General features: G+C 70.3%; 25 protein-coding genes and 1 tRNA gene. 2 read left to right on the top strand and 24 right to left on the bottom strand.

The annotated features are described in order from the left end of the window. Positions 1-1,043 precede the first annotated feature (1,043 nt). From VHU88_04715 to hrcA, 8 genes are all read right to left on the bottom strand, one after another. The gene (locus VHU88_04715; protein ID HEX3610967.1) at positions 1,044-1,385 is read right to left on the bottom strand and encodes a cytidine deaminase; all 342 of its coding nucleotides are present in this window, start codon (positions 1,383-1,385) and stop codon (positions 1,044-1,046) included. Positions 1,386-1,407: 22 nt separating this feature from the next. Next, complete coding sequence (locus tag VHU88_04710) at positions 1,408-2,712, bottom strand: hemolysin family protein (protein HEX3610966.1); 1,305 nt, start codon at positions 2,710-2,712, stop codon at positions 1,408-1,410. Between the two features lie 6 nt (positions 2,713-2,718). Beyond that, the gene (gene ybeY / locus VHU88_04705; GenBank protein HEX3610965.1) at positions 2,719-3,183 is read right to left on the bottom strand and encodes an rRNA maturation RNase YbeY; all 465 of its coding nucleotides are present in this window, start codon (positions 3,181-3,183) and stop codon (positions 2,719-2,721) included. Continuing rightward, positions 3,180-4,190, bottom strand: a complete 1,011-nt coding sequence (locus VHU88_04700; protein ID HEX3610964.1) for a PhoH family protein — start codon at positions 4,188-4,190, stop codon at positions 3,180-3,182. The genes ybeY and VHU88_04700 overlap by 4 nt, the downstream gene beginning before the upstream one ends. A gap of 42 nt (positions 4,191-4,232) precedes the next feature. Beyond that, a complete protein-coding gene (locus tag VHU88_04695; GenBank protein ID HEX3610963.1) occupies positions 4,233-4,574 on the bottom strand; it encodes an HIT domain-containing protein in 342 nt (113 codons plus the stop codon). Positions 4,575-4,610: 36 nt separating this feature from the next. Beyond that, positions 4,611-5,348 carry a 16S rRNA (uracil(1498)-N(3))-methyltransferase gene (locus VHU88_04690; protein ID HEX3610962.1) on the bottom strand — a complete coding sequence of 246 codons (738 nt, stop codon included), beginning with the start codon at positions 5,346-5,348 and terminating at the stop codon, positions 4,611-4,613. 118 nt (positions 5,349-5,466) lie between these two features. Beyond that, positions 5,467-6,600: a molecular chaperone DnaJ gene (dnaJ, locus tag VHU88_04685; protein ID HEX3610961.1), complete on the bottom strand. Its 1,134-nt coding sequence runs from the start codon at positions 6,598-6,600 to the stop codon at positions 5,467-5,469. Next, positions 6,593-7,630 (bottom strand): heat-inducible transcriptional repressor HrcA, encoded by a 1,038-nt coding sequence (hrcA, locus tag VHU88_04680; protein HEX3610960.1) that lies wholly within the window; start codon positions 7,628-7,630, stop codon positions 6,593-6,595. Before hrcA ends, dnaJ begins: the two co-directional genes overlap by 8 nt. 96 nt (positions 7,631-7,726) lie before the next feature. On the opposite strand from hrcA, the gene VHU88_04675 reads away from it, so the two are divergent. Continuing rightward, complete coding sequence (locus VHU88_04675; protein ID HEX3610959.1) at positions 7,727-8,551, top strand: DUF3097 domain-containing protein; 825 nt, start codon at positions 7,727-7,729, stop codon at positions 8,549-8,551. Here the strand turns inward: VHU88_04675 and pth are convergent. From pth to VHU88_04630, 9 genes are all read right to left on the bottom strand, one after another. Next, positions 8,541-9,125: an aminoacyl-tRNA hydrolase gene (gene pth, locus VHU88_04670; protein HEX3610958.1), complete on the bottom strand. Its 585-nt coding sequence runs from the start codon at positions 9,123-9,125 to the stop codon at positions 8,541-8,543. The genes VHU88_04675 and pth overlap by 11 nt on opposite strands. A 24-nt stretch (positions 9,126-9,149) precedes the next feature. Further along, positions 9,150-9,812 (bottom strand): 50S ribosomal protein L25/general stress protein Ctc, encoded by a 663-nt coding sequence (locus VHU88_04665; GenBank protein HEX3610957.1) that lies wholly within the window; start codon positions 9,810-9,812, stop codon positions 9,150-9,152. Between the two features lie 148 nt (positions 9,813-9,960). After that, entirely contained in the window at positions 9,961-10,938 is a 978-nt protein-coding gene (locus VHU88_04660; GenBank protein HEX3610956.1) for a ribose-phosphate diphosphokinase, read from the bottom strand. Then, on the bottom strand, positions 10,935-12,395 hold the full coding sequence (gene glmU / locus VHU88_04655) for a bifunctional UDP-N-acetylglucosamine diphosphorylase/glucosamine-1-phosphate N-acetyltransferase GlmU (GenBank protein ID HEX3610955.1): 1,461 nt from the start codon (positions 12,393-12,395) through the stop codon (positions 10,935-10,937). Before glmU ends, VHU88_04660 begins: the two co-directional genes overlap by 4 nt. Before the next feature lie 28 nt (positions 12,396-12,423). Then, positions 12,424-12,494, bottom strand: a tRNA-Gln gene (locus VHU88_04650). Positions 12,495-12,797: 303 nt separating this feature from the next. Beyond that, the gene (locus VHU88_04645) at positions 12,798-13,559 is read right to left on the bottom strand and encodes a hypothetical protein (protein ID HEX3610954.1); all 762 of its coding nucleotides are present in this window, start codon (positions 13,557-13,559) and stop codon (positions 12,798-12,800) included. A gap of 35 nt (positions 13,560-13,594) precedes the next feature. Then, positions 13,595-14,245: a TetR/AcrR family transcriptional regulator gene (locus VHU88_04640; protein HEX3610953.1), complete on the bottom strand. Its 651-nt coding sequence runs from the start codon at positions 14,243-14,245 to the stop codon at positions 13,595-13,597. Then, on the bottom strand, positions 14,245-15,201 hold the full coding sequence (locus VHU88_04635; protein HEX3610952.1) for an acyl-CoA desaturase: 957 nt from the start codon (positions 15,199-15,201) through the stop codon (positions 14,245-14,247). Before VHU88_04635 ends, VHU88_04640 begins: the two co-directional genes overlap by 1 nt. 57 nt (positions 15,202-15,258) lie before the next feature. After that, positions 15,259-15,651, bottom strand: a complete 393-nt coding sequence (locus VHU88_04630) for a hypothetical protein (GenBank protein HEX3610951.1) — start codon at positions 15,649-15,651, stop codon at positions 15,259-15,261. Positions 15,652-15,794: 143 nt separating this feature from the next. Here VHU88_04630 and VHU88_04625 point away from each other — a divergent pair, with 143 nt between their 5' ends. Next, positions 15,795-16,289 (top strand): MarR family transcriptional regulator, encoded by a 495-nt coding sequence (locus VHU88_04625; protein HEX3610950.1) that lies wholly within the window; start codon positions 15,795-15,797, stop codon positions 16,287-16,289. Between the two features lie 109 nt (positions 16,290-16,398). Here VHU88_04625 and VHU88_04620 read toward each other — a convergent pair whose 3' ends face one another. The 7 genes from VHU88_04620 to VHU88_04590 all read right to left on the bottom strand — a co-directional run bounded on the left by VHU88_04620 (position 16,399) and on the right by VHU88_04590 (position 25,749). After that, positions 16,399-18,186 (bottom strand): ABC-F family ATP-binding cassette domain-containing protein, encoded by a 1,788-nt coding sequence (locus VHU88_04620; GenBank protein HEX3610949.1) that lies wholly within the window; start codon positions 18,184-18,186, stop codon positions 16,399-16,401. 73 nt (positions 18,187-18,259) lie between these two features. Further along, entirely contained in the window at positions 18,260-19,195 is a 936-nt protein-coding gene (locus VHU88_04615; GenBank protein ID HEX3610948.1) for a 4-(cytidine 5'-diphospho)-2-C-methyl-D-erythritol kinase, read from the bottom strand. Positions 19,196-19,260: 65 nt separating this feature from the next. Next, positions 19,261-20,121 (bottom strand): 16S rRNA (adenine(1518)-N(6)/adenine(1519)-N(6))-dimethyltransferase RsmA, encoded by an 861-nt coding sequence (gene rsmA / locus VHU88_04610; protein HEX3610947.1) that lies wholly within the window; start codon positions 20,119-20,121, stop codon positions 19,261-19,263. A 73-nt stretch (positions 20,122-20,194) separates the two neighbouring features. After that, positions 20,195-21,355, bottom strand: coding sequence for a ubiquitin-like domain-containing protein (locus VHU88_04605; protein ID HEX3610946.1), 1,161 nt, complete (start codon positions 21,353-21,355; stop codon positions 20,195-20,197). Between the two features lie 362 nt (positions 21,356-21,717). Further along, complete coding sequence (locus VHU88_04600; protein HEX3610945.1) at positions 21,718-22,545, bottom strand: TatD family hydrolase; 828 nt, start codon at positions 22,543-22,545, stop codon at positions 21,718-21,720. 8 nt (positions 22,546-22,553) lie between these two features. Then, complete coding sequence (gene metG / locus VHU88_04595) at positions 22,554-24,350, bottom strand: methionine--tRNA ligase (GenBank protein ID HEX3610944.1); 1,797 nt, start codon at positions 24,348-24,350, stop codon at positions 22,554-22,556. Positions 24,351-24,360: 10 nt separating this feature from the next. After that, on the bottom strand, positions 24,361-25,749 hold the full coding sequence (locus VHU88_04590; GenBank protein HEX3610943.1) for an acyltransferase: 1,389 nt from the start codon (positions 25,747-25,749) through the stop codon (positions 24,361-24,363). Positions 25,750-25,756: the final 7 nt, after the last annotated feature.

The raw sequence follows: 25,756 nt of genomic DNA, 5'->3' as shown, positions 1-25,756 counted from the left end.
GACCGACTCGATCTGGGCCCGAACCTGATGCCAGTCCCGCAACAGTTCGACGACCTGCCCACCACTGCAGGACCACAAATCATTCTCGAGGTATTTCCGCGCAACGGTCAGAGCTGTCTCGAATTCCGAGACCGACTCGAGCACCGCGTTATCCATGACCCAATATTATTCGAGGCCACCGACAAAAACCGGCGAACCGGAAAACGAATCCGCACGAAAGCGGGGCGCGGATCCAAGATTCTGGCCGGTGTCCTGTCTCGGTGCGGGACCGCACAGCCACGTAAGCTGATCGGCGTCGGGCGGTGTTCTCCCGCCCGACCGAAGGCGCCCGATGTGGCTGTGCGGTAAGGGCCCCGCGCCGAGACAGGTGGCTAAAATCTTGCCCCCTGAGGCACATCCGCCGCGCCCCAACCGGAGCCGATCCGTCCACCCCCACGCCGTCGCCGACCGCGCCGCCAGCGAGCGTCCCGAGACGATCTCCAGCCGACCGCGCGTCCTGCGCCGTTGCTGGCACAGGTACCTCCGCACCGCCATTATTTCGGCGCGGTCCGATGAGGTGCCCGTTTTGGTGACGCCCGTTCACGAACCATCAGTCAAATTCGGCCGAGAATCCAGCAATCCCGATGCAGCCTTCTCGTCATCACCAGAAATCGCCGCCGCGAGGCGAAGGGCCCATGCGCTGAATTCGCCTGGCCCCGCATTCTCCGCCCCGCGTTCCAGCAGTCGTGCCGCGCCAACCGCATTCCCTCGCTGCAGGTGCGTCAGCCCGACTGCAATCTGCGCCAGCCCCTGCCAGCGAGCGGTGTCATCCGCTCCGACCGCACGCCGCGATTTCCAGGTCCCCTCGAGAACGTCATGCGCCGCGAAGGGCTCCCCCGCGGCAAGAAGCCGCTCCGCCTCCGCGAGCGCTTGAGCCGGCTGGAGAACTACGTCGTCCGGGGCCCGCTCGATCCCGCGAGCCCGCCGCTCGAGCGGCCGACCGCTCGCGTCCCGTGGCCGAGCATTCCGGGCTCGACCAGTCGCGTCGCGGTCACGGTCGGCGCTCAACCGGTGACGCTCACCCGCAGCGTCCCGTCGGTGGCGAGCAGGTGCAGCGGCGCCGCCGGGCCGCCGAACTCGCGGACCACGGCCCGGTCGTCCTCCGGGATCTTGTCGGCCGGGGTGACCAGTGCGGCCGCTTCCAGTCCCCGTGCCCCGCTGGCGATCGCCATGACCACGGCGGCCTGAACGGCGCTGACCGACAACGACGGCAGCACGACCGGGGTGGCCGCGTAGGTCCGTCCGGTGTCGTCACGCACCGCGGCGCCCTCGACCGCTCCGTTGCGCGCGCGCACCGCGCGGGCCAACGTCACCAGCTTGCTGTCCTCATCCCCGAGCTCGCTCACGAGACGAGCCTAGCCGGCCCGATCAGGCGTGCTCGTGCTCGGCCGGCTCGGTCTCGTCGGCCGGCTCGGGCTCAACGGTGACCAGGACCGTGCTGATCCGGTTGCGCCGGCCGCCGGTGCTCTCCGCGTACAGCCGCAGGCCCTCGACCACGACCTCGGAGCCCGGGATCGGGACCCGGCCGAGGTACTTGGCGAGCAGGCCGCCGACGGTGTCAACGTCCTCGTCGGTGATCTCCTTGCCGAAAAGCTCACCGAGTTCCTCGACGCCCAGCCGTGCGCTGACCCGCGAGGAACCGTCGGCCAGCGGCTCGATCACCGGCCGCTCCCGGTCGTACTCGTCGGCGATCTCCCCGACGATCTCCTCGACGAGGTCCTCCATTGTGACCAGGCCCGCGGTACCGCCGTACTCGTCAACCAGGATCGCGATGTGACTCTGCGTCAGCTGCATCTCCTTGAGCAGCTCGTCGACCGGTTTGGAGTCCGGCACGAACGTCGCCGGGCGCATCACGGACTCGACCAGTTCATTGTTCTCGGCGGCGCGGTGGTCGTGGGTGCGTCGTACCAGGTCCTTGAGGTAGATCACCCCGACGATGTCGTCCTTGTCCTCACCGACCACCGGGATCCGGGAGAACCCGCTGCGCAGGGCGAGCGAGAGCGCCTGGCGCAGGGTCTTGTCACGCTCGATGAACACCATGTCGGTGCGCGGGACCATGACCTCGCGCACGATCGTGTCGGCCAGTTCGAACACCGAGTGGACCATGCGCCGCTCGTCGTCCTCGATGACCCGTGACTCCTCGGCCGCCAGGTCGACCAGGTCGCGCAGCTCCGCCTCGGAGGCGAACGGGCCTTCGCGGAAGCCTTTTCCGGGTGTGACGGCGTTTCCGAGGAGGATCAGCAGCTTCGGCACCGGGCCGAAGAACACGGCCAGCGGCGGCAGCAGCGCCGCCGCGATCAGCCCGACGCCACCGGCGTGCTGCCGCCCGACGGTCCTGGGCGACACCCCAACGACCACGTACGACACCACCACCATGACCGCCGCCGCGACGCCGACCGCGGCCCATCGGTCCAGCCGGGTCGCCGCGATCACCGCCACCACGGCACAGGCGGTGACCTCGCAGGCCACGCGCACCAGCAGCACCAGGTTCAGGTACCGCGGGGTGTCCTCCATGATCCGGCGCAGCTTGTCCACACCGCGCCGGTTCTCCCGGGTCAGCTCCTCCACGCGCGAGCGGGACAACCGCGAGATGGCCGCCTCCATGGCGGCGAAGAGCCCGGCGATCGCGATCAGCGCGACGGCGAGCAGCATCAGTCCGAGATCGGAACCCATGGCGGTCTACCCGGCCGCCCGCGCCGCCCGCCACCCGGCCAGCAGCCTGCGCTGCTCGGCGAACATCTCCTCCTCGGTCTCGGCGTCGACGTGGTCGTAGCCGAGCAGGTGCAGGATCCCGTGGGTGCAGAGCAGATGCAGTTCGTCGGCGGTCGAGTGCCCGGCCTCCTTGGCCTGACGTTCGGCGACCTCCGGGCACAGCACGACGTCGCCGAGCAGGCCCGGGTCCTCTGTGGGCTCGTCGCGCCGGCCGGGGCGCAGCTCGTCCATCGGGAACGCAAGCACGTCGGTCGGACCGGGCTCGTCCATCCACTGCACATGCAGCCGTTCCATCGCCGCCGCATCGACAAGCAGCAGCGACAGTTCCGCCTGCGGGTGGATGCCCATCTCGTCCAGCACGTGCCGCACCAGGTCCAGCAAGTCCTCGACGTCGAAGTCATGACCTGATTCGTTGCAGATGTCGACGTTCACCGTCGCCCCCGAGCCGTACGGGTGGAGGACTCGCCCACCCGGGACGCGTCCCAGCGGCCGTAGGCGTCGACGATGTCGGAGACCAACCGGTGCCGGACGACGTCGGTGCTGGTCAGCCAGGCGAAATGGACGTCGCGCACGCCGTCCAGGATCTGCTGGACCACCTTCAACCCGCTGGAGGTCCCCGCCGGCAGGTCGATCTGCGTGACGTCGCCGGTGACCACGATCTTCGAGCCGAAACCCAAGCGGGTCAGGAACATCTTCATCTGCTCCGGCGAGGTGTTCTGCGCCTCGTCGAGGATGATGAACGCGTCGTTCAACGTCCGGCCCCGCATGTACGCCAGCGGCGCCACCTCGATGACCCCGTCGGTGATCAGCCGCGGCACGGTCTCGGGGTCGAGCATGTCGCGCAGCGCGTCGTAGAGCGGGCGCAGGTAGGGGTCGATCTTCTCGTAGAGCGTGCCGGGCAGGAACCCGAGCCGTTCGCCGGCCTCGACCGCCGGGCGGGTCAGGATGATCCGGCTGACCTGCTTGGACTGCAGCGCCTGGACCGCCTTCGCGACCGCCAGGTAGGTCTTTCCGGTGCCGGCCGGGCCGATGCCGAACGTGATCGTGAACTTGTCGATCGCGTCGACGTAGCGCTTCTGATTAAGCGTCTTCGGGCGGATCGAGCGGCCACGGTGGGACAGGATGTCGGCGGTCAGCACGTCGGCCGGGCGCTCGACGGTGTCGGCCCGCAGCATCTGGATCGAGCGCGTCACCGAGTCGGTGGACAGCGGCGCCCCGGTGCGCAGGACCACTACGAGTTCGTCGAACAGCCGCTCGACCAGCGCCACGTCGGACGGCGGACCGGTCACGGTGATCTCGTTGCCGCGGGCCAGGAAATCCAGGGTTGGGAACGCGCCTTCGATCGTCCGCAGGTACTCGTCCGCGGTGCCCAGCAGACCGACCATCGACACTGCCGGGGGCACCACGATGCGATGTGACGACGTTGCGGTCTCTGCCATCGGTCCGATTCTAGTGGTCCAGGGGCGAAAGCCGGCAGATCGTCACCCGGGCGGCCAGGTGAACGAACGTCCGCCGAGCACGTGCCCGTGCACGTGGAACACGCTCTGCCCGACGGCCGCGCCGGTGTTGAACACCAGCCGGAAGGCCTCGCCGACACCCTCAGCCTGCGCCACCGCGGCCGCGTCGGCGGCCACCCGTCCGGCCAGGGCGGGGTCGGCGGCGGCCATCGCGGCGATGTCGACGTGGTGTTCCCGCGGGACCACCAGGACGTGCACCGGCGCCTGCGGGTTGATGTCACGGAACGCGACGGTGTCGGCGGTCTCCGCGACGATCTTGGCCGGGATCTCACCCGCGACGATCTTGCAGAACAGGCAGTCGGTCATTCGGATACCCCCTGACGGTCGGTCCAGCAGTGTCTTTCAGGTGTGGTGCCAACGACGGGTCCGGGCCGAGATTACGGCCAACGCCACCACGCCGGCCGTCGAGGTCCGGAGCACCTCCGGTCCCAGCCGGCACACCCGCGCCCCGGATTTCTGAAATGCGGTCAGTTCCTCGTCCGCCACGCCCCCCTCCGGGCCGACGACCAGCAGCACCTCACCGACCTCCGGCAGCGGCACCGCGGTCAGCGGATCGGTGGCGCTCTCGTGCAGCACGACGGCCAGGGCGGCGTTCTCGATCCGTGCCGTCAGCGCCTCGGTGTCGACCAGGGCCTCGACGCCCGGCACCCAGGCCCGACTCGCCTGCTTGGCAGCCTCCCGAGCGTGCGCTGCCCAGCGCGCCCGCGCCCGTTCGCCACGCTCCCCCGACCACTGGACGACCGAACGGGCCGCAGCCCACGGCACGATCGCGTCGACCCCGACCTCGGTCATCATCTCGACCGCGGCCTCGGCGCGGTCGCCCTTCGCCAACGCCTGGGCGACGACCAGTCGCGGCGTCGGCTCCGCGACGAAGCGCACGGCCTGGACCGCGACCGACAGCCCCTCCGGCAGCACCTCGGTGACGACAGCCTCGCCGATCGTCCCGGCACCGTCGCCGAGTTCGAGCCGCTCCCCGACCCGCATCCGCCGCACCTTCGCGGCGTGCCGTCCCTCCGGACCGGTCAGCCGGAAAGCCCCGGTCGCCGGCACCTCACCCACCAGGAACATTGGCGGCCTCACCGACACCTCCCAACCCCCGACTTCTGCTGCCTGTCCCACCTATCCAGCGGCGCTGATAGGTGGGACAGGCAGCAGAGGATGGCCAAATTCGGTGGGCGCGGCAGGGCGGGCTGGCTGCTCAGCGGCTGCCGAAGACGTCGCGGATCTTGGAGAACAGGCCCGGCTGACCGGTCTTCAGATTGCCCGTGGGCTGCTCCTCGCCGCGCACGCGGGCCAACTCGCGCAGCATTTGCTCCTGCATCTCGTCGAGCTTGGTCGGGGTCAGCACCTCGAGGTGCACGATCAGGTCGCCGCGGCCGGTGGACCGCAGGTGCGGGATGCCGCGCGCGGTCAGCCGTTCCAGCTTCCCGGACTGGGTGCCCGGGCGGATGACCATTGTGTACGGGCCGTCGAGGGTCTCGATCCCGATCGTGGTGCCCAGCGCCGCGGCCGTCATCGGCAGCGTGACCGTGCAGTGCAGATCGTCGCCCTGGCGGGTGAAGTGCGGGTGCGGGTTCTCGATGATCTCGACGTACAGGTCGCCGGGTGGGCCGCCACCGGGCCCGACCTCGCCCTCGCCGGCCAGCTGGATCCGGGTGCCGGTGTCGACGCCGGCCGGGATCTTCACCTTCATCGTGCGCCGGCTGCGCACCCGGCCCTCGCCGTCGCACTCGGTGCACGGTGAGCTGATCACCTCACCGAACCCGCGGCACTGGCTGCACGGCCGGGATGTCATGACCTGGCCCAGGAACGACCGCTGCACCGACTGGATCTCGCCGCGCCCGCCGCACATGTCGCACCGGGTCGGGTGCGTGCCCGGCGCACACCCCTCGCCGCGGCACCGGCCACAGACCGCGGCAGTGTCGATCTGGATCTCGCGGGTCGCGCCGAACGCGGACTCGGCCAGCTCGATCTCCAGCCGGATCATCGCGTCCTGGCCGCGCTGCACCCGGCTGCGCGGGCCGCGCGCATTGCCCTGGCCGCCGAAGAACGCGTCCATGATGTCGCTGAACGCGAAGCCCGCCGCGCCGCCGAAGCCACCCGGGGCACCGCCGCCGGCCGACAGCGGATCGGCGCCCAGGTCGTACATCTGACGCTTCTGGGGGTCGGAGAGGACCTCGTAGGCCGCGGTGACGTTCTTGAACTGCTCCTGCGCCTTCGGGTCCGGGTTGCGGTCCGGATGCAGCGCCATCGCCAGCTTGCGGTACGCCTTCTTGATCGTTTCGCCGTCGGCGGTGCGGGAGACGCCCAGGACCGCGTAGTAGTCAGGCATGTGGCGCCTCGGGCGAAACAATGTCTCCGACGTACCGTGCCACTGCGCGAACCGCTCCCATCGTCCCCGGATAGTCCATCCGCGTCGGGCCGATCACCCCGAGGCGGGCGGTGGTCTCACCGCGCCCGTACCCGGACGCGACGATCGACGTCCCGGTCAACCCTGCCACCGCCGTCTCGGCCCCGATGCGGACGGTGACCTCGGCGGTCGCCGTCTCACCGAGCAGCCGCATCAGCACGACCTGTTCCTCCAACGCCTCCAGGACCTGCGGCAGCGAGTCCGTGAAGTCGTGGCCGGAGCGAGTCAGGTTGGCCGCGCCGGCCAGCACCACACGCTGCTCCCGGCTGTCGTCGATCATCTCCCGCAGCGCGCGGACCAGGCCGGCCACCGCCTGCCCGTCGGTCTGTCGCTCGGGGGGGCCCAGTTGGGTGTGCAAGGCGACGACCGCCGCGTCCGCGTCGGGCAGCCGCTTGCCGTCCATCGCCGCGTTCAGCCGGGCCCGTAGGTCCGCGACGACGTCGTCGGAGCTGAGCACCGGCACGTCGACGACCCGCTGCTCGACCCGACCGGTGTCGGTGATCAGCACGATCATCACGCGCCCGGGCGCGATCGAGAGCAGCTCCAGGTGGCGCACCGCGGCGCCGGACAGCGAGGGGTACTGCACGACCGCGACCTGCCGGGTCAACTGCGCCAGCAGTCGCACAGTGCGGTCGACGACGTCGTCGAGGTTGACCGCCTCCGCCAGGAACTGCCCGATCGCGCGCCGCTCGGCCTGCGTCAGCGGCCGCACGCCGGCCAACCGGTCGACGTAGAGCCGGTAGCCCTTGTCGGTCGGGATGCGCCCGGCGCTGGTGTGCGGCTGAGCGATGTAGCCCTCCTCCTCCAGCGCGGCCATGTCGTTACGGATGGTGGCCGGGGAGACCCCGAGGTTGTGGCGGTCCACCAGGCTCTTGGAGCCGACCGGCTCCTCGGTGGAGACGTAGTCCTGCACGATGGCCCGCAGCACGGCGAGTTTGCGGTCGTCGAGCATTCCGCACCTCCTCGTCCGCCGTGTTCCCCGCCGATCAGCACTGTCCACCGGCGAGTGCTAAGTCTACTGGGCGGCGCTCGGCATTACCGTGCGGCGATGGACCGCTACTCCGAGGACCCACTGGCCGGTAACTGGCGCCGCCCCAAGGTCGTGCCCGAGGTGGCCGCTGCCGACGACCTGGTGGTCGAGGAGGCCGAGAGCGGGTTCTGCGGTGCGGTGGTCGGCCGGGAGAAGGGCCCCGGCGGCCACCTGGTCACGCTCGAGGACGGGCTGGGGCGCCGACGGGTGTTTCCACTAGGCCCGGGCTACCTGATCGACGGCGCGCCGGTGACGTTGGTCGCACCGCAGTCCGCGGGGCCGAGCCGGCCCACCCGGACCGCGTCCGGCTCGGTGGCAGTGGCCGGGGTCCGCGCCCGGGTCGCTCGGGAGAGCCGAATCTACGTCGAGGGCAAGCACGACGCCGAACTGGTCGAGAAGGTCTGGGGCGACGACCTACGCATCGAGGGTGTGGTCGTCGAATACCTGGAAGGCGTCGACCACCTGCCGGAGATCGTCGCCGAGTTCGCCCCGGAACCGACCCGGCGGCTCGGGGTGCTGGTCGACCACCTGGTGCCCGGCAGCAAGGAGTCCCGGATCGCCGCCTCGATCCGCTCACCGCACGTGCTGGTCGTCGGGCACTCGTTCGTGGACATCTGGCAGGCCGTCAAACCGGTCGCGGTGGGTATCCGGGCCTGGCCGACCGTCCCGCCCGGGCGGCCGTGGAAGGAAGGCGTGCTGGAGGCGCTCGGCTGGCATGTCGAGCCGCACCTGGCGTGGAAACGGATCCTCGGCGGCGTGCGCTCCTGGACCGACCTGGAGCCGGAACTGATCGGCCGCGTCGAGGAGCTCATCGACTTCGTGGCGGTGGGCGTCAGCCGTTGAAGGTGTTCTGGGCCTTCTCGAGGCCCTCGCCGATCAGCATCTCGACGGCGTCCGCGGCCCGGTCGATCTCCAGGTCGAGGTCCTTGCGTTCGGTGGAGGAGAAGTCGCGCAGCACGTAGGCGGCCGCGTCCATCCGGCCGGGCGGGCGGTCGATACCGAAGCGGACCCGGTGGAAGTCGCCGGTACCCAGCGAGCGGCGGATCGATTTCAGCCCGTTGTGGCCGTTGTCGCCGCCGCCGAACTTCAGCCGCAGCGCCGCGAACGGCAGATCCAGCTCGTCGTGGATGACGACAATCCGCTCGGCCGGGATCTCGTAGTACTTGGCCAACCCGGAGACCGGACCGCCGGACTCGTTCATGTACGAGCGCGGCCGGGCGAGCACCACTCGGGTGCCGCCCGGCCCGCCCAGTCGAGCCTCAGCCGCCTCGGCGTGCGCCTTGTGTCCCTTCAGGGACGCCCGTGCACGGTCGGCGAGAACGTCGATCACCAGGAAGCCGATGTTGTGCCGGTTGGCCAGGTACTGCGGGCCTGGATTCCCCAGGCCGACGACCAACCAGCGGTCCTCGGTCGACATGGCGCCGCGTTTCGGTCGGGGTCCCTACTCCGCCGCGGGTTCGTCCGTGGCAGCGGCCTCGGCGGTCTCGGCGGCCTCCGCCTCGGGCTCGTCGCGCTCGATGCCGACCTCGGCCTCGGCGGCGGTCAACTCGGCGTCGACCTGCTCCTCGCTGCGCTGCGCGGTGATGTTCACGACCAGGTGCTCCGGGTCCGTGATCAGCTCGACGCCGGCCGGCAGGACGACCTCCTTGGCCAGGATCTGCGACCCGATCGGGCGCCCGCTGATGTCGACGTCGAAGCCGGTCGGGATGTGCGTGGCCTCGGTCAGCACCTCGAGGGTGTTGAGCTCGGTGACGACCAGGCTGTCCGGGGCCGCGGTGCCGACGACGTGCAGGGCGACCTCGACCTTGACCTTCTCGCCGAGACGCACGACCAGCAGGTCGACGTGCTCGAGGAAGCCCTTGATCGGGTCGCGCTGGATGTCCTTCGGGATGGCCAGTTCGGCCTTGCCCTCCAACGTGATGCTCAGCAGCACGTTGGCCGTCTTGAGCGCCTGCATGAGCTCGTGGCCGGGCAGCGAGATGTGCCGCGGGGCGTTGCCGTGCCCGTACAGCACCGCGGGAACGCGATGGTCGCGGCGGATCCTGCGGGCGGCACCCTTGCCGAACTCGGAGCGGGTCTCGGCACTGATGGGTACCTCGGACACGGCGGAACTCCTTTAGCTGCTTACGATTGCGGGTCGACTAAGTACGAGCGCTGCTCGGCAGCGGGCGCAACGGCGGGCCGACGCGCACCGTCGATAACGCAGGCGCAGAGCCAACCTCGCCGGGCAACCCCGGAAGCCTACCTGAGTCTCAGCCGTGCCCTTCGAACAGGCTGGTAACTGAGCCGTCGTCGAACACCTCACGGATCGCGCGCGCGATCAGCGGCGCGATCGAGAGCACCGTCAGCTTGTCGAACCGGCGCTCGTCCTCGATCGGCAGCGTGTTCGTCACGACGACCTCGGAGATGCGGGAGTTCTTGAGCCGATCGACCGCGGGGCCGGACAGGATCGGGTGCGTGGCGGCCACGATCACATCGGCCGCGCCCTGCGCGAAAAGGACGTCGGCGGCCGCGGTGATGGTCCCGGCGGTGTCGATCATGTCGTCGACGAGCACGCAGGTGCGGCCCTCGACCTCGCCGACCACCTCGTGGACCGTGACCTGGTTCGCGACGTTCGGATCGCGTCGCTTGTGCACGATCGCCAGCGGGCAGCCCAGCCGGTCGGTCCACATGTCGGCCACCCGGACCCGGCCGGCGTCCGGGGAGACCACCGTCAGGCGCTCGCGGTCGACCCGGTTGCCGACGTAGCGGGCCAGCAGCGGCAGCGCGAACAGGTGGTCGACCGGGCCGGAGAAGAAGCCCTGGATCTGCGCGGTGTGCAGGTCGACCGAGATCAGTCGGTCGGCACCGGCGGTCTTGAACAGGTCGGCGAGCAGCCGCGCGGAGATCGGCTCGCGGCCCTTGTGCTTCTTGTCCTGCCGCGAGTAGCCGTAGAACGGGATCACCACGGTGATTCGTTTGGCCGACGCCCGCTTCAACGCGTCGACCATGAGCAACTGCTCCATGATCCACTGGTTGATCGGCTGGGCGTGCGACTGGATCACGAAAGTGTCCGCGCCGCGGACCGACTCCTGGAAGCGCACGTAGATCTCGCCGTTGGCGAAGTCGTGCGCCGTGGTCGGGGTCAGTTCGATCCCGAGGTTCTCGGCGATCTCGGCAGCCAGTTCCGGGTAGGCGCGCCCGCCAATCACGAGCAGCTTGCGCTCACCGGTGGTGGTGATGCCCGTCATTCAGCGCGCTCCAGATCATCCGTCGTAGATTTCTCGGCGGCCGCTGCAGCGGTCGCCGCCGCGCTCCCGGGCCGCTTTCGTTCCACCCAGCCCTCGATGTTGCGCTGGGTGCCCCGGCCCACGGCCAGCGCTCCGGGGGGCACGTCCTGCGTGATCACCGATCCCGCGGCCGTGTACGAACCGGCGCCCAGAGTCAGCGGCGCCACCAACATGGTGTCACTTCCCACTCGGACGTGGTCGCCGACGGTGGTCCGGTGCTTGGCGACGCCGTCGTAGTTGACGAAGACAGTGGCCGCGCCGATGTTGACGCCGACGCCGATCTCGGCGTCGCCGACGTAGGACAGGTGGGGCACCTTCGAACCTGCGCCCACGATGGAGTTCTTGATCTCCACGAACGCCCCGGCCTTCGCGTCCGGCCCGAGCCGGGTCCCGGGCCGCAGGAAGCTGAACGGCCCGACGTGCGCACCGGCACCGATCTCGGCCTGCGTGGCGTAGCTGGACAGAACCTCGGCGCCCGGGCCGACGAGGCAGTCGGTGAGCGTCGTGCCGGGGCCGATCACCGCGCCGGCCGCCACCCGGGTGGCCCCGTGCAGCTGGGTGTTCGGGCACACGACCGCGTCCGGCTCCAGGTGCACGCCGACGTCGATCCAGGTGCTGGCCGGGTCGATCACCGTCACCCCGGCGCGCATCCAGTCCTCGACGACGCGGCGGTTCAGCTCGGCGCCCAACGCGGCCAGTTGCACCCGGTCGTTGACGCCGAGGATCTCGCGGGCGTCGTGCGCCCGGACGCCGAGCACCGTCTCCCCCGCCGCCCGGGCCAGGCCCACCACATCGGTCAGGTACTGCTCGCCCTGGCTGTTGGCGGTGGACAGCCGGCCCAGCGCCTGCGTCAGGAACCCGGCGTGGAACGCGTAGACGCCGGAGTTCACCTCATCGATCGCCAACTGCTGCGCGGTGGCCTCGCGGTGCTCGACGATCTGCGTCACCCTGCCGGAGGAGTCGCGGACGATGCGCCCGTAGCCGGTCGGGTCGGCCACAGCGGCGGTGAGCACGCTCACCGCCGCGCGTTCCCGCTCATGCTCGGCGAGCAACGTCGCCAACGTCTGGGTACGCAACAACGGCGTGTCGCCGCAGACGACCAGAACGATCGCGGCCGGGTCCGGCGGTACCTCTTCGCAGGCCACCCGGACCGCGTGGCCGGTGCCGTTGCGCTGCTCCTGGACGACCGCGAACGCCGCCGGGGCGATCGCGGCCAGGTGCTCCCGGACCGCGTCGCGGCCGTGACCGATGACCACGACCACCCGGCCCGGGCCCAACCCGTCGACCGCCGCCAGCGCGTGACCCAACAGCGAGCGGCCGCCGATCCGGTGCAGCACCTTGGGAGTTGCCGACCGCATCCGGGTGCCCTCGCCGGCGGCCAGCACGACCACCGAAACCTGCTCGCTGCGCTCGGTCACCCCGGAATCGCCCTTCCGACCCTCGTAGCTCCCGGGAGAGGATTCGAACCCCTATAGATGGGACCAAAACCCATTGTCCTGCCCTTAGACGACCCGGGAACGTCGCACGGCTGACGTTACTTGGTCCGCCGCGCGCGTTGACCGCCGATCCATCCATCGGACGGACTGCTCAGCGGCGCACCATCGATTCCGACCGCGAGTCGGAGACGGCGGACACTGTGACATTGATTCGCTCGCTGCGCTCGCTTGCCGGCGCACCTTCGTTCGCCGGTGGTGGTCCAGGGGTGGCGGACACTGTGACATTGATTCGCTCGCTGCGCTCGCTTGCCGGCGCACCTTCGTTCGCCGGTGGTGGTCCAGGGGTGGCGGACACTGTGACATTGATTCGCTCGCTGCGCTCGTTCATGCGGCGGCGGCCGCCTTGACCCGGTTGACGACGACCTCGGCGAGACGAGCCGCGTCGTCCGAGGACGCCTTCGCGGAGCCGTTGACCGTGTAGTTGATCGTGACCTCCGCCTGCCCGTGGGCGGCGGTGATCACATAGGTGTCGAACGGGCCGGAGTCGTCGTCGCCGGTGGTGGCGCCGACCACGTGGAGGGCGAACACGGAGTCGCTGCCCGGGACCGAGACGGTCACCGGGGTCACCGTCAGTCCGGCGATCTTGTCGCCCTCGGCGGTGTACCGGCTCTGGAAGTAGGTCTGGTAGCAACCGGGCCCGGACTGCCCCGTCGCGGCGCGTGCGAGGTCGTGGGCCGCGGCTGCGGAGTCCACCAGGTCAGCGTTGGTGTCGATGTCGGTGTCCGGGTTGTCCGTGGAGAACTCGGTGCCCGGATTGCGATCGAGGAACTTCGGGCTCGACAGGCCGAGGCACTTGTACAGGGCGTCCTCGGTGGCGTTCTCGGCGCTGCTCTGTGGGGGCTGGGACTCCCCGGTGAAGCCGGGCACGTCGGCGGCGAGGAGCACCCCGGCGGCGGTGAGCTTCCTCGCGGAATCCGAGCCCGGTGACGCGGACTCACTCGTCGCCGGGGTCGCCGAGGCGGGTTGGGCCGTCGGGCTCGGCGGCGGGGCGACGACGGACTTGCCGCCGGAGCTGCCGCAGGCGGACAGGCCGAGGCACAGGGCGACGGTGACCGTGACAGCGGCCGAACGCGGACGGGAGGGCATACGCGGAGCCAACCACAAGGCCCGCGGCTCCCCGTTCACTTGGCTGAGGCGGTCCGCGGGTCGCCGCTCAACGTGGGCTTGTCCTCCAGCCCGGCCAGCCCGTTCCAGGCCAGATTCACCAGGTGCGCGGCCACCTCGGCGCGTTTGGGCTTACGGACGTCGAGCCACCACTGCCCGGTCAGCGCGACCATTCCGACGAGCATCTGCGCGTACATCGGCGCAAGCTTTGCGTTGAAGCCGCGCTCGGCGAACTGGGCGATCAGGATGTGCTCGACCTGGCTGGCCACGTCCGAGATCAGGCTGGCGAACGTGCCTGTGGACTGCGCCACCGGGGAGTCGCGGACCAGGATCCGGAAGCCGTCGGGCGAGGTCTCGATGTACTCCAGCAACGCCAGCGCCGCCTGCTCGAGCAGTTCCCGGCCCTGGCCGTGGGCCAACGCGCTGGTCAGGCGGTCCTGCAGGAACCGCATCTCCCTGTCGACGACGACCGCGTAGAGGCCTTCCTTGCCGCCGAAGTGCTCGTAGACCACCGGCTTGGACACGCCGGCCTTCGCGGCGATCTCCTCCACCGACGTGCCCTCGAAGCCGCGCTCGGCGAACAGGCGCCGGCCGACGTCGAGAAGTTGTTCGCGCCGTTCCTTGCCGGTCATCCGTACCCGGCCGCCGGTGCTCGGGGCCTCGGACATCAGCCGTCCGAAGCGCCGATCCGGCGCGCCGCGAGACGTGCCGGGTCCGGCCACCGGACGTGACTGGCCCAGCCGAACTTCTCGAAGATCCAGATGAGTCTGGCGCTGGTGTCGATCTGGCCGCGCAGGACCCCGTGCCGGGCCGAGGTGGGCTCGGCGTGGTGCAGGTTGTGCCAGGACTCACCGAAGGAGAGCAGCGAGAGCCACCACACGTTCCCGGACTTGTCGCGACTGCGGAACGGGCGTCGGCCGACCACGTGGCAGATCGAGTTGATCGACCAGGTCACGTGGTGCAGCACCGCGATGCGGATCAACGAGGCCCAGAAGAACGCCGACAGGGCCCCTTGCCAGGACCACGACCACAGGCCGCCGATCAGCGGCGGTACCAGCGTCGACACCGCGACCCAGGTCGGGAAGTGCCGGGAGACCTTGACGATGTCGGGGTCGGCCAGCAGGTCCGGGGCGTATTTCTGCTGCGGGGTCTGCTCCTCGTCGAACAACCACCCGACGTGCGCGTGGTAGAGGCCGCGGGTCAAGCCGACCAGGCCGCCCCCGTAGGCCCACGGCGAGTGCGGGTCTTCGGCCTTGTCCGAGTGCTGGTGGTGCTTGCGGTGGTCGGACACCCAGCGCACCAACGGGCCCTCGACGGCCAGACTGCCCATGATCCCCAGCGCGATCCGCAGCGGGCGCTTGGCCCGGAACGATGCGTGGGTGAAGTACCGGTGGTAGCCGACCGTGATGCCGAACCCGGTGACCAGGTACCAGACCCCGGCGATCACCACGTCGCGCCAGGACAGGCCCCACCCCCACATGACGGGTACTGCGGCCGCCACTGCAAGCAACGGGACCAGGATGAACAGGGCCAACGTGGCCTGCTCGAGCCAGCCCTTGCTTTCGCCACCCATGGTGGCGCTCATCACCGGCGCGGACTCGGCGGGAGCGACAGTCGTCGTCATCAGTGGTGTAGGTCTCCTGCCCTGGAGCGGCGAGCGGCGGGTGGTGCGCAGTACGGGTCAGTCCTGGGTACGACCGAACCCGAAGAGGAGAGCGGCAGTGGCCAGGTGGACCACATTCTCCGGGTGATTCAAGGTGAGCAGTCCAGGACCCACGTCCGGCAGCGACTCCAAGGCTAAGCCCACGAGCAGGTATGACGCGCCAACAACGGTATTGCTGAGTTTCGCCCACCCGGCCGCCGGTGCCAGGAAAAGTACCCAGCTGAACGCGAGCTGCACCGACAACGTGAGCAGTCCCACGTCGGAGGCCGGGCCGGCCGTCGCCATCGCCCGCCCGACCCGCACGGCGAGCGCGACCACGCCCGCCGACAAGTAGACCAGCCCGACCGTGACCGCCACGACCGCGTTCGGTGAACGCCGGGTGGCTACCGCCGTACGCAGATCGGTGACCACGGTATCCCTCGGGCTGAAAGTTCCGGATCGCGTTCCGGACCACCGACCAGCGGTGCCGGGCGCCGCAGGATTCGCGCCCGGACGGCCCCACGGATTGCCGTCGCGACCAGGGCGTTGTCTCGACGTCAAGATATGGTTGATCGATGGAGGACGAGGTCGATCGGCTGGTCGCCGCCTGGCGCCGCGAGCGACCGGACCTGGATGTCGGCCCGCTGGAGGTGCTCAGCCGGGTCAGCCGGCTCGCCCGCCACCTCGACCGCGCCCGCCGAACCGCGTTCGCCGCCCACGGCCTGGCGCAGTGGGAGTTCGACGTGCTCTCCGCGCTGCGCCGTACCGGCCCGCCCTACCGGATGTCGCCGGGGGCGCTGATCAACCAGACCCTGGTCACCTCCGGGACGATGACCAACCGCATCGACCGCCTGGCCGAGCGCGGCCTGGTCCGGCGTGAGGCCGACCCGCACGACCGACGCGGTGTGCTGGTCGTGCTCACCGTCGAGGGGCGCAAGACCGTCGACGAGGCCCTGACCGACCTGCTGCGCCACGAGCAGGACCTGCTGGCCGGGCTGCCGGCCCGCCAGCGTGAGGCCCTGGCCGGCACCCTGCGCGACCTCGTCGCGCCCTTCGACAACCCGACCTGAGCGCCCCGGCCCCCAACATCCGCGACTTCTGCTGCCTGTCCCACCTATTCCGGGCCTGGCATAGGTGGGACAGGCAGCAGAAGTGGGGTGTTCTGCGGGGCGGGGCGGGTCAGCCCTCGGCGGCCTCGGCGGCGGTGAGCCACTCCTCCTCGAGTTGCGCCCGCTCGGCCAGCAGGGCGCGCAGGTCGGCGTCGAGGGCGGTGACCTTGACGTGGTCGGAGGCGTGCTCGGTCATCGCGAGGTGGAGCTTGTCCTCCTGGCGCGCGAGTTTCTCCAGCTGACGTTCGATGCGCAGCAAGTCCTTGCGGGCGGTCCGGGAATCGGCCGCCGGGGTCTTCTCCTTCGGCGGCGGGGCCGCCCGCTTGACTTCGGTCTGCTCAAGCGCGGCCCGGCGCTGGAGGTACTCGTCGACCCCGTTGGGCAGCATCCGCAGCCGCCCGTCGCCGAGCAGCGCCACGATCGTGTCGGTGGTCCGCTCCAGGAAGTACCGGTCGTGGCTGACCACCAACAACGAGCCGGCCCAGCCGTCCAGGACGTCCTCGAGCACGGTCAACGTCTCGATGTCGAGGTCGTTGGTCGGCTCGTCGAGCAGCAGCACGTTCGGTCCGGTCATCAGCAGCCGCAGCACCTGCAGCCGCCGGCGTTCGCCGCCGGACAGGTCGCCGATCGGCGCCCACTGCCGGTCGCCGGTGAACCCGAAGCGCTCCAGCAGGTCCGAGGCGCTGCGCTCGTCCTTGCCGACGGTGATCGAGCGGGCGATCCGTTCGACCGAGGCCAGCACCCGGTCGGTCGGGTCGAGCTCGACCACCTCCTGCGAGAGGTAGGCCACCCGCACCGTCGCGCCGCGCACGACCTTGCCGGACTCCGCCGCCAGCTCGTCGATCAGCAGCCGAAGCAGCGAGGTCTTGCCGCTGCCGTTGATCCCGACCACGCCGATCCGCTCCCCCGGGCCGACCGCCCAGGTGACGTTGTCGAGCAGCCGCTTGGGGCCGGCCGACAGCGTGACGTTCTCCAGCTCGTAGACGGTCCGGCCCAGCCGGGCGACGGCGAACTTCGCCAGCTCCAACGTGTCGCGAGCCGGCGGTTCGTCGGCGATCAGCGCGTTGGCCGCGTCGATCCGGAAGCGCGGTTTGCTGGTCCGCGCCGGCGGGCCGCGCCGCAGCCAGGCCAGCTCCTTGCGCATCAGGTTGGCCCGTCGGGCCTCGGTGGCCGCGGCCACCCGGGCGCGTTCGGACTTGGCCAGCACGTAGGCGGCGTAACCGCCGTCGTAGGCCTGCACCTCTTCGTCGACGACCTCCCAGGTGCGGGTGCACACCTCGTCGAGGAACCAGCGGTCGTGGGTGACGACCAGCAGTGCGCCCTGACGCTTCGTCAGATGTGCGGCGAGCCAGGAGATGCCCTCGACGTCGAGGTGGTTGGTCGGCTCGTCGAGCAACAGCAGGTCCAGCGGCCGGATGAGCTCGCGGGCCAACGCGACCCGGCGGCGCTCGCCGCCCGAGCACGTGCCCACGACCGTGTCCAGGCCGTCGGTGAAGCCCGGGACGTCGACGCCCCCGAGCAATCCGGTGAACACGTCGCGCACCGCGGCTTCACCGGCCCAGTCGTGCTCCGCCCGGTCGCCGACGACGGCCTGCCGGATGGTCAGCGTCGGGTCCAGCTCGTCGCGCTGGGTGAGCACCGCGGCCCGCAGCCCGCTGACGTGGGTAACCCGGCCCGAGTCCGGCGCCTCGACGCGGGCAATCAGCCGCAGCAGCGTCGACTTGCCCGCGCCATTGCGCCCGACGACCCCGATGCGGTCGCCGACGGCGATCCCGGCCGAGACCGCGTCGAGCAGCATCGTCGGCCCGTAGGACTTCCCGACCGACTCCAAGTTGACCAGGTTGACCAGGTTGCTCACCGGCGTGCCTGCGTTCGTTCGCGCGCGTTCGGGGTCGGCTGACACTGTGACATTTGTTCGCTCGCAAGCTCGCTCATGCAGCGATGCCGCCGAGCAATCGGGCGCCGCCGACCGGTCCCACCGCGCGTTTCACGTCCCGGCACAGCCCCATCGCGGTCAATGCCACCGCCAGGTCCAGGGCGGCCGCGGCCGAGGAGACCAGGAACGCGCACGTCGGCCCGCTGCCGCACACGATCGAGCCCAACGCGCCCTGCTCCGGGCCCAGCGCCAACGTGTCGGCCAGGCGCGGGCTCAGCGACAACGCCGCCGCGGTCAAGTCGTTGTACAACGCCGCACCGAGCGCGGGCGCGTCGCCGGACCGCAGCGCCGCCAGCAGTCCGGGGTCGACCTCCTCCCGCAAGTCCTTCGTCCAGTCCGGGTCGACCTCGCGCAGGCGATCGCACTCCGCGTAGACGGCCGGGGTCGACAGCCCGTGGTCGGCCAGCGCGAACACCCAGTGGAACTGGCCGCGGCCGAGCACCGGGGAGAGCACGTCGCCGCGCCCGACCCCGACGGCGGTGTTGCCCAGCAAGGCGAACGGCACGTCGGCGCCCAACTGCGCGGCCAACCCGGTGAGCTCCTCCCGCCGCAGGTGGGTCTGCCACAGCGCGTCGCAGGCCACCAACGCGGCCGCGGCGTCCGCGCTGCCACCGGCCATCCCGGCCGCCACCGGAATCGCCTTACGGATCCGCAGCCGGACACCGTCACAGATCCCGGTGCGCTCGGCCAGGAGTCGGGCCGCACGCAGCGCCAGGTTGTTCCCGTCCTCGGGCACCCCGCTCAGGTCCGGCCCCCCGGACGCGGCGACGACCGAGACCGTGAAGTCCTCGGCATCCTCGGCGCTGACCTCGTCGTGCAGCGAGACGGCCTGGAAGACGTTGAGCAGGTCGTGGTAGCCGTCCGGGCGCGGGGGGCCGACCGACAGCTGGAGATTCACCTTCGCGGGTGCGCGCACAGTGATGACCGACATGGCGCCCCCTCCCGCTGTGCTGACCGAAACCCGTAGTGCTTGTCGAAACCCGAGTCCCCGGCAGGCTATCCGGGACGACAGGCCGCCACCCGCGCGAAGTCGCCGACGTCGAGATCCTCGCCCCGCGCGCCGGGATCCACGCCGGCCGCGCGCAAGGCAATCTCGGCCGCCGCGGCGCTGCCGGCCCAGCCCGCCAGTGCGGCCCGCAACGTCTTGCGGCGCTGGGCGAACGCGGCGTCGATCACGGCGAAGGTGGCCCGTCGGTCCGCGTCCGGCTCCGGCCGGCGGCGCAGCAGGACCAACCCGGAGTCGACCCGCGGCGCCGGCCAGAACACCGACCGGCCCACCGATCCGGCCCGGGACACCTCGGCGTACCAGCGCGCCTTGACCGACGGCACCCCGTAGACCCGGCTGCCCGGGTCGGCGGCCAACCGCTCGGCGACCTCGGCCTGCACCATCACCAGCGCGGTCCGCACGGTCGGGAACGTCTCCAGCACGTGCAGCAGCACCGGGACGGCCACGTTGTAGGGCAGGTTGGCCACCAGTGCGGTCGGCGCCGGCCCGGGCAGGTCGACCGACATCCGCATCGCGTCAGCCTGGACCACCCGTAGTCGCGGCGCGGCCTCGGGAGCCAGCCGCGCGACGGTCTGCGGCAACTCCCCGGCGAGCACCGGGTCGATCTCCACCGCCGTCACCGAGGCCACCACCGCCAACAGCGCCAACGTCAGCGACCCGAGCCCGGGGCCGACCTCCAGCGCGACGTCACCCGGCCCGACCCCGGCGGCCCGCACGATGCGGCGCACGGTGTTCGCGTCGACCACGAAGTTCTGGCCCAGGCTCTTGGTGGGCCGCAGCCCGAGCCGGTCCGCGATCTCGCGGATCGCGGCGGGGCCGAGCAGGTCATTGCCGGAAGCCTGCTGCGTCACCGGCGCACCTTCGCCTATCGGTGCGGGCAGGATGTTGGTGGCCACTGTGAAATTGGTTCACTCGCAGGCTCGCTCACCTGTCGTGCAGATGGCGGCCGCAGACCGGCCAGGGATGGGCGCCCTCGCGCTTGTAGAGCTGCTGGGCCCGGTAGGTCTGCTCCTCCGGCGGGGCCTGGTTCGGACGACCCTTGCCGCCGACCGAGTGCCACGTGTCAGGGCTGAACTGGTAGAGCCCGTAGTAGTTCCCGGCACCACCGTTGGTCGAGTGCGGGTCGCCGCCGGATTCGCACTTGGCGAGCGAGGACCAGTTCATGTGCTCCTCGCCGGTGGCCGCGTACTTGGTCGGCTTGGTGCCCACCTTCTCGACCTGGGTGACCGGCTGGCGCAGCACCTGGCTGGCCAGGGTGTCCTTGCCGGTCTGCTTGCCGTCGCGGCTGAGCAGCTTGAACGTGAGCAGCTTCACGCCGGTCACGCCCGGGGTGAGGACCTTCGTCTCCCACGGGGACATCGAGGGGTCCTTGATCTGCTGGACCGGGAAGGGGATGTCCACCTTCACCGTCACGATCTTGGACTGGATACGGACCACGCGGATCGTCGCGCCCTCGACCGGGGCGGAGTCCAGCTGCGAGTTGACCTGGTCGTCGGCGTCCAGCCGGATGCCGGACTCGATCAGCAGCTGCCGGACCGTGGCCGCGGTGGTGTTCAGCGTGCGGGTCCGACCGTCGGCGATCACCGTCACCAGGCGCGGGCTGAGCACCCGCAGGGCCAGGCCGGAGCGGCCGATCCGCAGGGAGCGCGAGGCGGAGATGAACAGGTTCTCGTCGCGCAGGCCGAGTTGGTCGAGAGCTTCGTCGACGCTGGTGGCGGTGACCCAGACGCGGCTGGCGTGACCGTCGAGGTTCAGGTCGATCGGACGACCGAAGCGGACGGCGATCCGGCTGCCCCCGCGCACCGAGTGGTCGAGGTCCGGCACGACCGTGTCGTGCTCGCCGACGTTGAGGCCCTGCCGGGCCAGGACGCCCTGCACGCTCGAGGCGAACGTGTGGACGCGGGTGGTGTGGCCGTCCACGCTGAGCTGGACGGTCTTGTCGAAACTGACGAATGCCGTGACACCGGCCACCATGGCCGCGATCACGACCGCATGGACCAGCCAACGCTTGGTGGTCTGCGGAAGGAACCGGGTCAGCACGGCTCTCCAGACTTCGAAGTCTCCGGGCACGGCGAACCAGAGCATGCAAACCCCGCCTGGTGCCATCGGTGAGCATCGAAACCGATGGTGCCAATGTGGAAATTACGTGCTTGGGAGACCAAAGTCCGACCCCGGCTGTCCGGTGGACAATAACCAAAAGCCACGCACCGCGCCAAACGCTCTGACGTGACATCTCCGACGTGTCGGATCAATCCGGTCCGGCCCATCCGGTGAAGGTATTCGAGCCTTTCGACCCCGCCCAGGGGTGGCGCCCGAACCTGAATCAGACCTTTGCTCACCTCTTGCCCAGGTCAAATTGGGTCGTGTCGCGAGGCATTTGTTGCTGATGGGCAACGATCCGACAAACGAATGAGAGAGATGTCACAAAAGTGGCCCTTGGGCCACGATCAGGCCGGGAGGTCGAACGGCCCGAACATGCGTTCTGCGGTCGCGGCCACGCTGCCGGCCAGTTCAGCGACGTCCACTCCTTTCACTTGCGCCATCGCGCGCAGCGTGATCGGGATCAGGTACGGCGCGCAGGGCCGTCCGCGGTACGGCAACGGGGCCAGGAACGGCGCGTCGGTCTCGACCAGAACCAGCTCCGGAGGTGCCACGGAGAGTGCATCGCGCAGGTGCTGATTGTTACGGAAGGTCACGTTTCCGGCGAATGACATCACGTATCCGCGCTCCGTACAGATCTTGGCCATCTGCTCGTCACCGGAGAAACAATGGAAGACGACGCGGTCCGGCGCGCCCTCCTCCAGGAGAATTCGCAGCACGTCCGCGTGGGCATCGCGATCATGGATCACCAACGTCTTGGCGTGTCGTTTCGCGATCTCTATGTGCCGCCGGAACGACTCCGCCTGCACTTCCCAGAGGGTTTCGTCGGACCGGAAATGATCCAGTCCGGTCTCGCCAATTCCACGTACCTGCGGGGATGCGGCCAACTCGTCGATCTGCGCCACCGCGGCGTCCAGATCGGCCAGGCGGGGTGCGGTGTTGGGGTGCAGCGCCACGGTCGCCCAGACCCGGTCGTGCTCTGCGGCGACTTGGGCCGACCAGCGCGAGGACGGCACGTCGATCCCGATCTGGATCAGCGTGTCGACGCCGACGGCGGCCGCCGCGGCCACCGCGTCGGCGACCTCGGTGTCCTGCAGGTCCAGGTGCGTGTGCGCGTCCGGGACCGGGACCGGCAACGGCTCCGGCGCGGGCGGCATAGGCCCCCGGTCCTCCACGTCCCGCCTCATTCGGCGACACCCAGGCGGGCCAACTCCTCGGCCACGATCGAGTCTTCGAGTTTGGTGAACACCGGGGTGGGCGCCACCAGCTTGGTGCCCGGCACGATCGGGGTCGACCGCCAGATCGCTGCGGTCGTGTAGTCGCCCTGCAGCACCGTGTACGGCTCGCCGCCGTCCTGGGTCACCTCGACGGCCCGCGGCATCCCGGACCACTCGACGGTGTTGCCGAGCAGTTCGTGGACCCGCTGCGCGGAGTGCGGCAGGAACGGCGTGAGCAGGGCCTTGCAGTCGTCGACCAACTGCAGCGCGACGTGCAGGATCGTGCCCTGCCGGACCGGGTCCTCCTTGAGCTTCCACGGCGCGGTGTCCGACAGGTACTTGTTCGCCGCCCCGACCACGCTCATCGCCTCGTTTATCGCGGCCTTCTGCCGCGACCGACGCAGCGAGGCCCCGATCGTGCCGAAGGCCGCGGACGAGGTGGCCAACAACGCCCGGTCGACGTCGAGCAGTTCGACGGCCGGCGGGATCTCCCCGAAGTTCTTCGCCGCCATCGCGATCGTCCGGTTGACCAGGTTCCCCCAGCCGGCGACGAGCTCGTCGTTGTTGCGACGCAGGAACTCCGACCAGGTGAAGTCGGTGTCGGCGTTCTCCGGCCCGGCCACGGCCAGGTAGTACCGCAGGGCGTCCGCGTGGTAGCGCTCCAGGAAGTCCTTGACCAGAATCACCACCGACCTCGAGGCCGAGAACTTCTTGCCCTCCATGGTCAGGAACTCACTGGAGACGACCTCGTCGGGCAGGTTCAGCACGCCGTACTCACCGGGGGTGCCGCCCTTCGCGCCGCGCCCGGCGTAGCCGAGCAGCATGCCCGGCCAGATCACGGTGTGGAACGGGACATTGTCCTTGCCCATGAAGTAGTACGACTGGGCATCCGGGTTCTGCCACCAGGCCCGCCAGGCCTCGGGGTCGCCGGAGCGCCGAGCCCATTCGACCGAGGCCGACAGGTAGCCGATGACCGCGTCGAACCACACGTACATCCGCTTGTCCGACCGGTCGCGCCAACCGTCCAGCGGGATCGGCACGCCCCAGTCGAGGTCGCGGGTGATCGGGCGGGGCTTGAGGTCGGAGACCAGGTTCATCGAGAACTTCAGGACGTTCGGACGCCAGTCCCCGCCCTTGGTCTGCAGCCAGGAGCCGAGCGCGTCCGCGACCTCGGGCAGGTCGAGGAAGAAGTGCTCGGTCTCGATGAACTTCGGGGTCTCGCCGTTGATGCGGCTGACCGGGTTGATCAGGTCGATCGGGTCCAACTGGTTGCCGCAGTTGTCGCACTGGTCGCCGCGGGCACCGTCGTAGCCGCAGATCGGGCAGGTGCCCTCGATGTAGCGGTCCGGCAGGGTGCGCCCGGTCGACGGCGAGATCGCGCCCATCGTGGTGCGGGCGACGATGTAGCCGTTGCGGTGCAGGCCGAGGAAGATCTCCTGCGCGACCGCGTAGTGGTTGACCGTCGAGGTGCGGGTGAACAGGTCGTAGGACAGGCCCAGGCCGCGCAGGTCCTCGGCGATGATCTTCGAGTACCGGTCGGCCAACTGCTTGGGTGTCACGCCGTCCTTGTCGGCGGCGACCTGGATCGGGGTGCCGTGCTCGTCGGTGCCGGAGACCATCAGCACCTTGTTGCCCGCCATGCGGTGGTACCGGCTGAAGACGTCGGAGGGGACGCCGAATCCGGCGACGTGACCGATGTGCCGCGGACCGCTGGCATAGGGCCAGGCGACGGCGGTCAGGATGTGGCGGGGCGTGGACGACATGTCCTTGATCCTAGGAGTGCACCGCACGCCGCCGCCGTCCGCGCGAGCCGCGTTCGGGCGGATCGAACAGCCCGGCGTCCGACCCGAAGCGGCGCTGCGCCCATCCGGCGAGCCGATGTCCGACCCGCTGCGCGGGCCGCTCCACCAGCCGGAAGGTGGCCTCGGCGCACAGGCAGACGACGATCACCACCCCCACCAGTGCCGCTACCTGCTGCCACATCGGCGTGCCGTCCCGACCGGCGTCGACCCCGAAGCGCGTCAACTGGCGGGTCAGCAGCGACAGCAGCACCAGGTGCAGCAGGTAGACCGAATAGCTGATCTCGCCCAGCCGCCGCAGCAGCCCCGGCATCGGGCGGTGCCGCAGCAGCAACCCGACGCCGAAGCACGCCGCGGCGGCCAGCACCGCGCCGATCCAGTGGCGCTGTTCCACCAGTCTTCCGTCGGCGTCGGTGTGCAACCGACCGGCGTGGAGCGCGTCGGAGACGGCGACCACCCCCAGGACCACCAGAGCCACCGCGGCGGCGGTCCGGGCGCGCAGTTGACCGGTCTGGGCTCGGTAGATCGTCGTCCCGACGAACATGTACGCCGGGATCAGCAGGCCGTCCCACGGATATCCGCGATTCCCGTAGAGCAGCACGACGGCCAACCCGGCCAGGCTCAGCGCCCCGACCGTGGCGACCGGCCGCACCCCACTGGTCGCGGCCAGCAACCCCGCCCCGAACACCGCCGCCGCGACCCCGGCGACGGGCAGCGTCCCGAGGTGTCGGGACAGCGTCGCGTAGGGCAGCGTCGGCACCAGCACGGCGCCGGCCGCGACGATCAGCAGCGCGATCCGCGGGCTGGCCCGGTGCGTCCGCAGCACGAACAGGCCGCTGATCAGGCAGTAGAAGACCATCTCGTAGGACAGCGACCACATGGCCCCGATCGGGGCGGGCACGTTCAGCAGGTCCTGCAGCATCGTGGCGTGCGACAGCAGGACCGAGCCGGGGTGCTGGTGCAGGTAGGCGTCGTCGGCCGTGACCGCGTAGTGGTCGGTGCGGTCCAGCAGTGCGACGGCGCCGATGGCGACGATCCACAGCGGGTACAGCCGGAACACGCGGCTGATCCAGAACCCGCGCAGGCTGCCCTTGCGCTCCAACGAGGCGGGGATGATGTAGCCGCTGATCAGGAAGAACAAAGTGGTTCCGAACACGCCGGCGGCCAGCCAGCGGTCGCTGTTCCGGTGGGCGCCGGTCAGCACGTAGAAGCCCGCGTGGTGGTAGACCACGGCCAGCGCCGCCAGCCCGCGCAGCACGTCGAGCCAGCCCAGGCGCGAGCCGCCGGCCGGCGCGGGCGCAGCCGCCGCCGTACGGGCGGGCGCGGGGGCGTCCACTGGGGTGGCGAGGGTCGCCGTTTCCACGACCTCC

The organism is Sporichthyaceae bacterium (assembly GCA_036269075.1).
GTDB lineage: Bacteria > Actinomycetota > Actinomycetes > Sporichthyales > Sporichthyaceae > DASQPJ01.
This window is presented reverse-complemented; position numbering and strand designations above follow the sequence as displayed.